This window comes from Pseudomonas sp. IAC-BECa141 (assembly GCF_020544405.1).
GTDB lineage: Bacteria > Pseudomonadota > Gammaproteobacteria > Pseudomonadales > Pseudomonadaceae > Aquipseudomonas.
In genome coordinates, this window is record NZ_CP065410.1 from 954,552 (window position 1) to 967,587 (window position 13,036).

Genomic DNA, 13,036 nt, shown 5'->3' on the forward strand with positions numbered 1-13,036 from the left:
ATCTCCTCAGGCGGCGTTCTTGAGTTTCGGGTCCAGCGCATCGCGCAGGCCGTCGCCCATCAGGTTGATTGCCAGCACGCTGAGCAAAATGGTCAAACCAGGCAGACTCACCACCCACCAGGCGCGTTCGATGTAGTCGCGGGCCGAAGCCAGCATGGTGCCCCACTCAGGGGTTGGCGGCTGGACGCCGAGGCCGAGGAAGCCCAGGGCGGCGGCATCGAGGATCGCCGAGGAGAAGCTCAGGGTCGCCTGTACGATCAGCGGTGCCATGCAGTTCGGCAGCACGGTGATGAACATCAGGCGTGGCAGCCCGGCACCGGCCAGGCGCGCGGCGGTCACGTAGTCGCGGTTCAGCTCACCCATCACGGCAGCACGGGTCAGACGCACATAGGAAGGCAGCGACACCACGGCAATCGCGATCACGGTGTTGATCAGGCCTGGGCCGAGGATGGCGACGATCGCCACGGCCAGCAGCAGCGATGGCAGAGCCAGCATGATGTCCATCAGACGCATGATGGTCGGGCCGACCACTTTCGGGAAGAAGCCGGCGAACAGACCCAGCAGGATCCCGGGAATCAGCGACATCACCACCGACGACAGACCGATCAGCAGCGACAGGCGCGAGCCCTGGATCAGACGCGACAGCAAGTCGCGACCCAGTTCATCGGTGCCGAGCAGGAACTGCATCTGCCCGCCTTCGAGCCACGCCGGCGGCGTCAGCAGGAAGTCGCGGTATTGCTCGCTCGGGTTATGCGGGGCGACCCACGGCGCGAAAATCGCGCAGAAAATCACCAGCAGCATGAACATCAGGCCGGCGACGGCGCCCTTGTTCCTGGCGAATGCCTGCCAGAACTCTTTGTACGGTGACGGGTACAGCAGACTTTGATCCACGGCGGTGGCGGCGGTGACTACTGAGGAAGTTGGAGTGCTCATGGGTATTGACCTCAGCGCTGATGACGGATGCGTGGGTTGGCAAAGCCGTAGAGGATGTCCACCACGAAGTTGACCAGAATCACCAGGCAGGCGATTAACAGGATGCCGTTTTGCACAACCGGGTAGTCCCGGGCGCCGATGGCTTCGATCAGCCATTTACCGATGCCGGGCCAGGAGAAGATGGTTTCGGTCAGGACCGCGCCAGCGAGCAGGGTACCGACTTGCAGGCCGACCACGGTCAGTACCGGAATCAGCGCGTTGCGCAGGCCGTGCACGAACACCACGCGCGACGGCGACAGGCCTTTGGCCTTGGCGGTGCGGATGTAGTCTTCACGCAGGACTTCGAGCATCGACGAACGGGTCATCCGCGCGATCACCGCCAGCGGAATGGTGCCCAGCACGATGGCCGGCAGGATCAGGTGGTGCAGGGCATCGACGAACGCGCCCATGTCATCGGCCAGCAGAGTGTCGATCAGCATGAAGCCGGTGCGCGGCTCGATGTCGTAAAGCAGGTCGATCCGCCCGGACACCGGGGTCCAGCCCAGGCTCACCGAGAAGAACATGATGAGGATCAGGCCCCACCAGAAGATCGGCATCGAATACCCCGCCAGGGAGATGCCCATTACCCCGTGGTCGAACAGGGATCCTCGCTTGAGGGCCGCGATCACCCCGGCCAGCAGGCCCAGGATACCGGCGAACAGCAGGGCGGCCATGGACAGTTCCAGGGTCGCCGGGAAGAGGGAGGTGAACTCGGTCCATACGCTCTCACGGGTGCGCAGGGATTCGCCGAGGTCGCCGTGAGCCAACTTGCCGATGTAGTCCAGGTACTGGGCGTACAACGGTTTGTTAAGACCGAGGCGTTCCATTGCCTGAGCGTGCATTTCGGGGTCGACCCGACGTTCGCCCATCATCACTTCCACGGGGTCGCCGGGAATCATGCGAATCAACGCGAAAGTCAGCAAGGTGATGCCGAAAAACGTGGGGATCAATAACCCCAGTCGGCGGGCAATAAAACTAAACATCGTGTGTGGTACCTCATCAGCCGGTTAGGCGTGCCCGGCGACCCTGGGGTCAGGGAGGCCGGGAGTTTTCTTATCTACTTCACCTGGGTGGTGGCGAAGTTATTGGTTGTCAGAGGGCTGATGTGATAACCCTCTACGTTGTTGCGCATTGCGGTGAACATGCGGGTATGGGCCATGCTGATCCATGGCTGATCCTGATTGAACAGCACTTGAGCCTGTTCATACAGCTTGGCGCGTTCGGCCGGATCTACTTTAGCCCGTGCTTCGTCGAGCAGGGCCTGGAATTTCTCGTTGCACCAGCGAGCGTAGTTTTCGCCGTTCTTGGCGGCTTCGCAACTGAGCATAGGCGTCAGGAAGTTATCCGGGTCGCCGTTGTCGCCCGCCCATCCGGCCGAAACCATGTCGTGCTCGCCGGCCTTGGCGCGCTTGAGCATCTCGCCCCATTCCATCACCCGGATGTCGATCTTGATTCCGACTTTCGCCAGGTCAGCCTGCATCATCTGCGCGCCGAGCATTGGGTTCGGGTTGGTCGGGCCGCCGCCGTTGCGGGTGAACAGGGTGAAGGTGGTGCCTTCCGGTACACCGGCTTCCTTGAGCAGGGCGCGGGCCTTGTCCAGGTCACGTGGCGGGTTTTTCAGCTCGTGGTTGTAGCCCAGCAGGGTCGGCGGGTACGGGTTGACCGCAACGGTCGCGTTGCCTTTGCCGAACAGGGCGTTGACGTAGGCTTCCTTGTCGAAGGCGATGTCGATCGCTTTGCGCACCCGCACGTCGCTGATGTACTTGTGCTGGGTGTTCATGGCGACGTAGGAGACAGTCATCGCATCCAGTTCATCGACTTTCAGGTTGCTGTCTTTCTTGATGCTCGGGATGTCATCCGGTTTCGGGTACAGCGCGATCTGGCACTCGTTGGCCTTGAGTTTCTGCAAGCGCACGTTGTTGTCGGTGGCGATCGCCAGGATCAGTGCGTCAGCCGGGGCCTTGCCACGGAAGTAATCCGGGTTGGCCTTGAAGCGTACCTGGGCGTCCTTGTTGTAGCGCTGGAAGATGAACGGCCCGGTGCCGACCGGTTTGCTGTTCAGGTCGCCGGTCTTGTTGGCCTTGAGCAACTGGTCGGCGTATTCGGCCGAATAGATCGAGGAAAACGCCATGGCGATGTCGGCCAGGAACGGCGCTTCACGACGGGTCAGGGTGAACTTGACGGTGTTGTCGTCGACTTTCTCGACGCTTTTGAGCAGTTCCTTGAAACCCATGCTTTCAAAGTACGGGAAGCCCACGCTCGACAGCTTGTGCCACGGGTGATTCGGGTCCAGCTGACGCTGGAAACTCCAGACCACGTCGTCGGCGTTCATGTCGCGGGTCGGCTTGAAATATTCGGTGGTGTGAAACTTGACGCCTTTGCGCAGGTGGAACGTGTAGGTCAGGCCGTCTTCGCTGATGTCCCAGGATTCGGCCAGCGCCGGAATCACTTCGGTGGTGCCCGGCTTGAAGTCCGCCAGACGGTTGAACACCGTTTCAGCTGCCGCATCGGCTGTGACTGCAGTCGTGTATTGGACTATATCGAAGCCTTCCGGACTGGCTTCGGTGCAGACCACCAAGGGTTTGGCCGAGACGCCGACAGCGACACTCAGCAACGCAGCCGCGATGGCCGCACGTAGGGGAAGCATTTTCATCAAGAACCCTCTGCAATCGGTTGAAGACAAAAAGCCGAACGGCCGACTCGTCACTGAGTCAGCCGTCGGCTGGCGTTTTTACAGGATGTTGAATGGAACGGTGGTCACCAGACGGAACTCGTTGATGCTGCCGTCAGCCTGGTTTTCGCTTGCACGGTGCGCGGTGTAGGTCGCGCGAACGGTGGTGGCTTTCAGCGGACCGCTCTGTACGGCATAAGTGGCACCGATGCCGTATTCATAGTGGTGTTCGCCGTCCATCGACTGCACGCCATCGTAGCCGCCACCCTTGTAGTGAGTGCCGTCGATGCCCCAGCCGCGGGCCTGGTAGATGTTGAACTTCAGGCCTGGCACACCGTATTCGGCCATGTTCAGACCGTAGGCCACCTGGAAGGATTTCTCGTTCGGGCCGTTGAAGTCCGACAGCAGGGAGTTGGCCAGGTAGATACCGTTGGTTTCGTGCAGGTAGTCGAAGTACTCGTTACCGTTCACTTCCTGGTAGGAGAAGGTCAGGGTATGCGCCTGGTGAGTCAGGCCGAACGACAGGGAATAGGTGTCGTTGTCGATTTCACCCAGTTTCTTCTTACCTTCATCCACGGTCTTGTAGTAGTTCAGACCGGTGGTCAGAGCCAGCACCGAGCTGTCACCCAGCACGTGGGTGGCGCCGAAGTAGTACTGGTTCCACAGGTCTTCGGCCTGGGTGCCCCACAGGCTGGTGGTCAGGCTGGCGAACGGCTGGTACGAGATGCCGCCGGTGTGAACGTGGTCTGCTTCGGCATCGATCGCGCCGTATTCGGAGCGGAACTTGCTCAGGCTTTCTTCGGTACGCGGCGAAACGCGGTCGAACGAGGCCAGGTCGAAGGACAGATTGTTCAGCTCTTCGCTATGGATCGCGATACCTTCGAAGCTCGATGGCAGCGGACGGTTGCCGATCACATCAACCTGCGGGCTGCTGAAGTTCATGCGGCCGGCGGTCAGGGTGGTGTTGGAGATGCGTGCCTTGACGTTGGCCAGGCCGACTTTGCTCCACTGGCCCTGGGCTTCGCCGCCTTCACGGGTCAGGGTACGGTTGTTGCCCGCGCCCGGACGGGTGCCTGGTGCGCCGCCATTGTTGGCCGCCAGGTTCTCGCGGTCACGTTCCAGCGCGATGGCGTTGTACGCTGCCACTTCGGTGCTGAAACCGACGGTGCCTTCGGTGAAGCCCGAGTTGTACTTGACGATGGTGCCTTGCACCCAGTTGATACGGCGGTCGGTCGGGGTGGCTACGCCATCCTTGCGATAGGTGAACTTGCCGCCGCGCTTGAGTTGTTCGTTGGCGTACCAGTTACGGGTCGTGCCGCTGATTGTGGAGCCTTCGAGGAAGCCGGTGGCTTCGGCCTGGGCGCTCTTTTCATTGACGGTCACCGGGGTGAACGCCTGGCTTTGGGTTTCCGCGTAAGCCGTGGCGGTGATGCTGCTGATGGCCAAGGCCAGTATCGCGGTATTGCTCAGTTTCATGGGTGAAGCTCCTTTACTTTCTTTTTATGCCGGCTTGTTTTGGTTGGCCGGTTATTGGTTTAGAACTCATTCACACATCGCAAACGTTTGCAAAAGGCCTGAATGGCGAATTTCGGCAAAGCGCTTGCGTGAGGGGGTAGACGGCCCCCTCAGCGTTGCGGCTAATCGGTTGTTTGTTTAATCGATGCTGACACCCGAAAACACGTTGCGACCGAACGGGCTCACCTTGAACCCTTCGACTTTGGCGCTCAGCGGCTGGTTGACCGTCGAGTGGGCGACAGGCGTGATCGGCACTTGCTGCTTGAGCAGTTGTTGGGCCTGTTTGTAGAGGACGGTGCGCTGGTCGCGGTCGGTGACGACCTTGGCCTGCTTGATCAGCTTGTCGTAAGCCGGATCGCACCACATGGAGTAGTTGTTGCCGCCGATGGCATCGCAGCTGTACAGCGTGCCGAGCCAGTTGTCCGGATCCCCGTTGTCACCGGTCCAGCCGATCAGGCTGATGTCGTGCTCGCCATTCTTGGTGCGCTTGATGTACTCGCCCCATTCGTAGCTGACGATCTTCACTTTCAGACCGATTTTGGCCCAGTCAGCCTGGAGCATTTCGGCCATCAGTTTGGCGTTCGGGTTGTACGGACGTTGTACCGGCATCGCCCACAGGGTGATCTCGGTGCCTTCCTTGACGCCGGCAGCCTTGAGCAGCTCTTTGGCTTTTTCCGGGTTGTAGGCGGCGTCCTTGATGGTGTCGTCGTAGGACCATTGGGTCGGCGGCATGGCGTTGACTGCCAGTTGGCCGGCGCCTTGATAAACCGCGTTGAGAATCCCCTGTTTATTCACCGCCATGTCCAGTGCCTGACGCACTTCGAGCTGGTCGAACGGCTTGTGGCGCACGTTGTAGGCGATGTAGCCGAGGTTGAAGCCCGGCTTCTCGATCAATTGCAGTTTCGGATCGTTCTTCAGTGCCGGTACATCGGCCGGACGCGGGTGCAGCGTGATCTGGCATTCGCCGGCCTTGAGCTTTTGCACGCGTACCGAAGCATCGGTATTGATCGCGAAAATCAGGTTTTTCAGCTTCACCCGGCTCTGATCCCAGTAATGCGGGTTGCCGGTGTAGCGGATGTTCGAGTCTTTCTGATAGCTCTTGAACACGAACGGGCCAGTGCCGATCGGCTTCTGGTTGATGTCGCTCGGTTTGCCTTCGGCCAGCAGCTTGTCGGCGTACTCGGCGGACAGGATGGCGGCGAAGCTCATGGCGATGTTCTGGATGAACGCGGCGTCGACGCTGTTGAGCGTCATGACCACGGTCAGCGGCCCGGTCTTCTCGACCTTGGCGATGTTCTTGTTGAGGCTCATCCCGTTGAAATACGGGAACTCGGTCGGATAAGCCTTACGGAATGGCTGTTGCGGATCGAGCATGCGGTTAAACGTGAACAGCACGTCGTCGGCATTGAAGTCGCGCGTGGGTTTGAAGTACGGCGTTGTATGAAACTTCACACCTTCGCGCAGGTGAAAGGTGTACTTGAGACCATCCTCGGAAATATCCCAGCTGGTTGCCAGGCCCGGTACGACATTGGTCGCGCCTTTTTCGAACTCGGCCAGCCGGTTGTACAGCGGTTCGGCGGCGTCGTTATCGGTCGCCGTTGTGTACTGAGCGGTATCGAAACCGGCCGGGCTGCCTTCGGAGCAGAACACCAGACTGTTGCTGGCGGCGAAACTGGCGGACGCGGCGGTCAACAGACCGGCGCCCAGCAATGCGGAAAAAACCAAGGTATGGCGCATGACGCTCCCTCTTTTTTTAGTGTTGTTCAATGCGCCGCGATCCCGTCCAGGGAAGTTGTGGCGGCATCGAGTTCAAACCAATACGGCAGCAAAACCGATGGTCCACGCAGTCACTGGTCAGAACCCGACGGTAGGGGCCGTGGGTCTGGCAGTAAATGCGCTGAGTCCTAAAGACTCGTAGGAAAAGGCAACACGTCCTGAACCAACTCGGTAAGACCGGTTGGAAAAGTTTGTAGGCAGATTCCTAACTTCTCGGCAAAAAAAACAGCGGCGACGCTGAAAACGTCGCCGCTGCTTCTTTTATTTGCTGACGCTGACGCCGTAGAAGGAGTTCAAGCCGAATGGGCTGATCTTGAAGTCCTGCACGTTGGCGCGCATGGGTTGATACACCGTCGAGTGAGCGATAGGTGTCATAGGGACTGCATCTTTGAGGACGTGCTGCGCCTCTTTGTAGAGTTCGGTGCGCTTGGCCTGGTCAGTGGTGCGCTTGGCTTCTTTCACGAGGCCGTCGAATTTCTTGTCGCACCATTTGGAGAAGTTGTTGCCGCTCAGGGAGTCGCAACCAAACAACACGTTGAGCCAGTTGTCCGGATCACCATTGTCACCGCTCCAGCCAATGATCATCGCCTGGTTCTCGCCACCCTTGGAGCGCTTGATGTACTCGCCCCATTCGTAGCTCTGGATCTTCACTTTCAGGCCGATCTTGGACCAGTCGGACTGGAGCATTTCAGCCATCAGCTTGGCGTTCGGGTTGTACGGACGCTGCACCGGCATCGCCCACAGGACGATCTCGGTACCTTCCTTGACGCCGGCTTCCTTGAGCAGTTGCTTGGCTTTCTCGGGATCGTACTTGGCGTCCTTGATGGTGGTGTCGTAGGACCACTGGGTCGGCGGCATGGCGTTGACGGCCAGTTGGCCGGCGCCCTGGTAAACCGAGTCGATGATCTGAGGCTTGTTGACCGACATGTCCAGTGCCTGGCGAACGCGCAGGTCGGCCAGCGGGTTAGGCTCGTTGCTGCCCTTGACCTTGTCCATCACGTTGTAGGCGATGTAGCCCAGGTTGAAACCGGCCTGGTCCGGCATTTTCAGCGCAGGGTCGGCTTTCAGTGCGGCGAGGTCGGCCGGACGCGGGAACAGGGTGACCTGGCACTCGTTCTTTTTCAGCTTCTGGATACGTACCGACGGGTCGGTGGTGATGGCGAAGATCAGGTTGTCGATCTTCACGTCTTCAGGCTTCCAGTAGTCCTTGTTGCCGGTGTAACGGATGTTGGAGTCTTTCTGGTAGCTCTTGAACACGAACGGACCAGTGCCGATCGGCTTCTGGTTGATGTCGGCAGCCTTGCCTTCCTTCAGCAGCTGGGCTGCGTACTCGGCGGACTGAACAGACGCGAAGCTCATGGCCATGTTCTGGATGAACGCGGCGTCGACTTCTTTCAGGGTGAACTTGACGGTGTGGTCGTCGACTTTATCGATCTTGGTGATGTTGGTGTCCATCCCCATGTCGGTGAAGTACGGGAATTCGGTCGGGTACGCCTTACGGAACGGGTCATCCTTGTTAATCATGCGATTGAAGGTGAACAGCACGTCGTCGGCGTTGAAGTCACGAGTCGGCTTGAAATACGGGGTGGTGTGGAACTTGACGCCTTCACGCAGGTGGAAGGTGTAAGTCAGGCCGTCATCAGAAATGTCCCACTTGGTCGCCAGACCAGGAACAACGGCGGTGCCGCCGCGCTCGAACTGGGTCAGACGGTTGAACATGGTTTCGGCTGAGGCGTCGAAGTCGGTTCCGGTGGTGTATTGGCCTGGGTCGAAACCGGCCGGGCTGCCTTCGGAGCAGAACACCAGGTTAGTCGCAGCGGAAGCGAAAGGTGCGGAGGCTAACAAGCCTGCGCCGACTAAAAACGGAATGACCGCGTGTTTAAGCATGTTGGCCTCATGATTTGTTGTCATTTTTTAGTAGTGAGGTACGACCTCGTGAGTCGTGCCTGCGGATACTTATGCAGGGCCCATACCCAATGCAAGATCCAGAGCGCTCGGCGGCGTCAAAGCGTGGCACGAACGTACCTTAATGTCGCATCCGTATAACTTCTGACGCATTTGACCGTTTGCGGCCGGTTTTTACGGTGCAAACGAAGCCCCAAAACGGTGCGCCGGTCACGTTGTGCGCGCCGGATTGGGGCCGGGTGTTACTTATTTATACCCACCCCGTAAAAGGGGGTTAGACCGAACGGGCTGATCTTGAAGTCGGTGACTTCCTTGCGCAGTGGCTGGAACACCGTGGAATTGGCGATCGGCGTGATCGGCACCTGCTGTTTGAGGATCAGTTGCGCCTGTTGATACAGTTTTACCCGTTGCGATTTATCGGTGGACACCTTGGCCTGCTGCACCAGTTTGTCGTAAGCCGGATCGCACCACTTGGCGTAGTTGCTGCCTTTTACCGCGGCGCAGCTGTAAAGCACGCCCAGCCAGTTGTCCGGGTCGCCGTTGTCACCGGTCCAGCCGTAGATCATCGCGTCGTGTTCGCCATTCTTGGCGCGCTTGATGTACTCGCCCCATTCATAGCTGACGATGTTGGCCTTGATCCCGATCTTCTCCCAGTCCTGCTGGATCATCTGCGCCGACATCCGCGCATTCGGATTGGAGGCGCGCTGCACGGTCATGGCCCAGAGGTTGATGGTTGTACCCGGTGCAACCCCGGCTTCCTTGAGTAGCGCCCTGGCTTTTACCGGGTCGTGCGGCGCGTCTTTTATGTTCGGATCGAACGACCATTGCGCTGGCGGCAAGGCGTTTTGCGCGAGCTGCCCGGCACTCTGATAAACCGCTTTGATGATCGCCGGTTTGTCGATGGCCATGTCCAGCGCCTGGCGCACTTTGAGCTGATCCAGCGGTGGATGAGTGGTGTTGTAGGCGAGAAAGCCGAGGTTGAATCCGGCCTGCTTCAATACGCGCAAGTTCGGGTCTTTTTCCATCACTTCAATGTCGGCCGGGCGCGGGTAGCCGCTGACCTGGCATTCGCCGGTCTTGAGCTTTTGCAGGCGTACGGCGGCGTCCGGGGTGATCGAGAACACCAGGTTATCGAGCTTCACGTCCTCGGGTTTCCAGTAGTCCTTGTTCGCCGCGTAGCGGATCTGCGCGTCCTTCTGGTAGCGCTTGAACACGAACGGGCCGGTGCCGACCGGTTTCTGGTTGAGGTCGGCGGCGTGGCCTTTCTTCAGCAGCTGCGCGGCGTATTCGGCCGATTGCACCGAGGCAAAGCTCATGGCGAGGTTTTGCACGAACGCGGCGTCAACGTTGTTCAGGTTGAAGCGCACGGTGTTTTCGTCGAGCTTTTCCACGGATTTGATTGTGCTGTTCAGGCCCATGTCGGTGAAGTACGGGGATTCTGCAGGGTAGGCCTTGCGGAAGGCGTTTTCCGGGTCGAGCAGGCGCTGGAAGGTGAACAGCACGTCATCGGCGTTGAAGGTGCGGGTCGGGGTGAAGTAGTCGGTGGTGTGGAATTTTACGTTTTGGCGCAGGTGGAAGGTGTATTGGAGGCCGTCCGGGCTTACGTCCCAGCTTGTGGCCAGGCCCGGTTCGATGTCGGTGCTGCCGCGTTTGAATTGGGTGAGGCGGTTGAAGACGGTTTCGGCGGAGGCGTCGAAGTCGGTGCCGCTGGTGTATTGGCTGGGGTCGAAGCCTGCGGGGCTGGCTTCGGAGCAGTAGACGAGGGTTGTTGCTGCGTTGGCGATGGGGGTTATGGCGGTCAGGGCCAGGGTGATCAGGAGTGGTTTTAGGGTGGTTCTTTGCATGTCTGGCCCGTGGGTCTGGAGGTGGTTGTTCCTTGAGGTTAGCGGGGATTTGAGGGGGATCGGAAATATCGTTTTTTGAGGGGATGCGTCTATCTCGGTATATCTGGGCTTGTGTACATATCCATTGCTGCGGTAACGGCTTCTTAGGGTTCCGCCCTTACGGCGGGTCACTTTTTACAAACGCCTAAAAAGTAACCAAAAACGCTTGCTCCTGCGTTCGGCCCCTCGCTGAGGCTCGGGGTTCCTTCGCTCCGGGATTTATCCGGGGGGCATCGCCTACGGTTTGCTTCGCTGCACCTCCTCTCGATGTGTTTGGCTTCGCCAAACGGTCGCTGCGCTCCCACCCCCGGATAAATCCCTCCACTCAGCCTTCCGACGTCGCCCGTGGATCAAGATCAAAAGCTGCAGCCGAGCTAACGCTCATCCTGTTGAGTGGTGGTGGGGCAACAGCTAGAGCGGTTTGTGTGCTTTTCGGATTTTGAATTCACCTTCGATATCTCACGTCGGCGTATTTCATTTAAACGATGCGGTCAGTCCCCTCTCCCTCCGGGAGAGGGCTAGGGTGAGGGCAGCTTTTGGTCGTTCCCACGCTCCGCGTGGGAATGCAGCCCGGGACGCTCCGCGTTCCATTTTCGGATGTTTAAAGATGTGTGGGATTCACCGAACCTTCCCACAAGTTTTTCAGGTTGTCCGTCGGAACCACGCTCTCTAGTCTTTGGTTGTCGCAGAAAACTCTGTGATTGGGTGTGAGAACCCAGGCAAGCGAGTGTTATTCAAACGTCAGTCCGACCATAATTGCCGCCAGCATTCCTGCTGCCTGTAATTGATTTATGGCGGCTGTGTGCGGGCAGACTTCGGTCTGGCCGGAATCTCCTTGCCCGGTTTCTCACCCCGCACATAGCTGCCACCTCTTCGCCGCGTGAGAACGGCATTTGGTGGCTTCAAGTCAGCAAGGAGTTAATCAATGAACAAGGTTGTCCCCGATCCACCCTTCGAAACACCCACCCCCCTCGAAGAAGCCATGCGCGCCGAAGACCTCGCCCGCAACCGCGAAGCCATCAAACGCGCCCTCGACTATTACCTGTGCCCCAATCCTTCCAAACCGCGCCCGAGCACGATGTACATGGTCACTCCTAACGTCGACACCGAAAGCCTGCTGGCCAATGCCTGCGAATCCCTGGCCTCGGCCAGTACGATCGCGAGCAATTTCGCCAATGAACTCAGCGGTTCGCAGCGCAGTACGGCGCTCGGCATCCAGCAGATCATCATGCTGGCCGAGCTTGCGGTGAACCGGGCGCTGGATCGGGTTGATCCGCGAGCCTGACGACCGAGTCATCGTTCATTGCGGGCAAGCCCGCTCCCACAGGGTCGTGCGCGATTTCAATAAATCCACAGAACGGGTGGGAGCTGGCTTGCCAGCGATGACGGCAGAGCTGACAACACAAATCCCGGGCATAAAAAAACCGGCGATCATTCCTGATCGCCGGTTTTTCATTCAGCCGTCACTCAATCACTGCATCAACACTTCAATCGAACCATCGGCGGTCAGGCTGACCTGGCTGGTGCCGGCTTCGACCTCAGGCGTCACGGGTGCTGAATCCATGCCCGCCGCTTTCATCATCATCGGGGCGCGCATGTACGGTTGCGGGTAGCCGTTGCTGTTGAGGTTCAGGTTGACGATTTTGTAACCCTTGCCGCCCAGGGCGTCGGTGGCCAGTTGGGCGCGGGCCTTGAAGGCGGTGACGGCTTCTTTCAGCAGTTTGTCTTCGCTGGCCTTGCGGGTCGGGTCGGCGATGGCGAAGTCCATGCCGCCCATTTTCAGGTCGGTCAGCAGTTCGCCGGTGAGTTTGGACAGGGCGGCGAAGTCGGCGCTTTCCAGGCGCAGTTCGGCGCGTTCGCGCCAGCCGGTGATTTTCTGGCCTTTGGTGTCGTAGATCGGGTAGCTGTTGCGGCTGCCCTGGCGCAGGGTGATGTCTTTGACCTGCTTGGCCTGGGCCAGGGCCTTGTTCATGGTGGTGCTGACGTCGGCGGCGAGTTTGGCCGGGTCGGTGTTCTGTTCTTCGGTGTAGAGGGTCACGATCATCAGGTCGCGGGCCACTTCCTGGCTGACTTCGGCACGCAGGGAAATCTGGTTGTAGTGCAGCTCATCGGCGGCCAGGGCCGGAAGGCTGGCGACACTGCCGACGGTCAGGGCGAGAAGGGCGGCGCTGCGGCGAAATGTGTGCATGAAAGCTCCTTGATGAGGGCGCAGGTGATGGTTCGGGGCCTGCGTGAAACCATCAGACTCTAGCTTTTATGTTCCGGTTCGCCCAGTTACAACTTCTATACAGATGGCCGGCAGCCGCTGCGCAGC

General features: G+C 59.2%; 9 protein-coding genes. 1 reads left to right on the forward strand and 8 read right to left on the reverse strand.

Annotated features, from left to right (window positions below):
* Positions 1–6 precede the first annotated feature (6 nt).
* From I5961_RS04170 to I5961_RS04200, 7 genes are all read right to left on the reverse strand, one after another.
* Complete coding sequence (locus tag I5961_RS04170) at positions 7–933, reverse strand: ABC transporter permease subunit (protein WP_227234444.1); 927 nt, start codon at positions 931–933, stop codon at positions 7–9.
* Positions 934–944: 11 nt separating this feature from the next.
* Entirely contained in the window at positions 945–1,955 is a 1,011-nt protein-coding gene (locus I5961_RS04175; protein ID WP_085698424.1) for an ABC transporter permease subunit, read from the reverse strand.
* Positions 1,956–2,029: 74 nt separating this feature from the next.
* Complete coding sequence (locus tag I5961_RS04180) at positions 2,030–3,625, reverse strand: ABC transporter substrate-binding protein (protein WP_085698425.1); 1,596 nt, start codon at positions 3,623–3,625, stop codon at positions 2,030–2,032.
* A gap of 78 nt (positions 3,626–3,703) precedes the next feature.
* On the reverse strand, positions 3,704–5,119 hold the full coding sequence (locus tag I5961_RS04185; protein WP_085698426.1) for an OprD family porin: 1,416 nt from the start codon (positions 5,117–5,119) through the stop codon (positions 3,704–3,706).
* 177 nt (positions 5,120–5,296) lie between these two features.
* Positions 5,297–6,895, reverse strand: coding sequence for an ABC transporter substrate-binding protein (locus tag I5961_RS04190; protein ID WP_085698427.1), 1,599 nt, complete (start codon positions 6,893–6,895; stop codon positions 5,297–5,299).
* 300 nt (positions 6,896–7,195) lie between these two features.
* Positions 7,196–8,821: an ABC transporter substrate-binding protein gene (locus tag I5961_RS04195; RefSeq protein WP_085698428.1), complete on the reverse strand. Its 1,626-nt coding sequence runs from the start codon at positions 8,819–8,821 to the stop codon at positions 7,196–7,198.
* 260 nt (positions 8,822–9,081) lie between these two features.
* Positions 9,082–10,683 (reverse strand): ABC transporter substrate-binding protein, encoded by a 1,602-nt coding sequence (locus I5961_RS04200; RefSeq protein ID WP_227234445.1) that lies wholly within the window; start codon positions 10,681–10,683, stop codon positions 9,082–9,084.
* A gap of 964 nt (positions 10,684–11,647) precedes the next feature.
* Here I5961_RS04200 and I5961_RS04205 point away from each other — a divergent pair.
* The gene (locus tag I5961_RS04205) at positions 11,648–12,007 is read left to right on the forward strand and encodes a DUF6124 family protein (RefSeq protein WP_227234447.1); all 360 of its coding nucleotides are present in this window, start codon (positions 11,648–11,650) and stop codon (positions 12,005–12,007) included.
* A gap of 186 nt (positions 12,008–12,193) precedes the next feature.
* Here I5961_RS04205 and I5961_RS04210 read toward each other — a convergent pair whose 3' ends face one another.
* Positions 12,194–12,910, reverse strand: a complete 717-nt coding sequence (locus I5961_RS04210) for an SIMPL domain-containing protein (protein WP_085698431.1) — start codon at positions 12,908–12,910, stop codon at positions 12,194–12,196.
* Between the last annotated feature and the right edge of the window lie 126 nt (positions 12,911–13,036).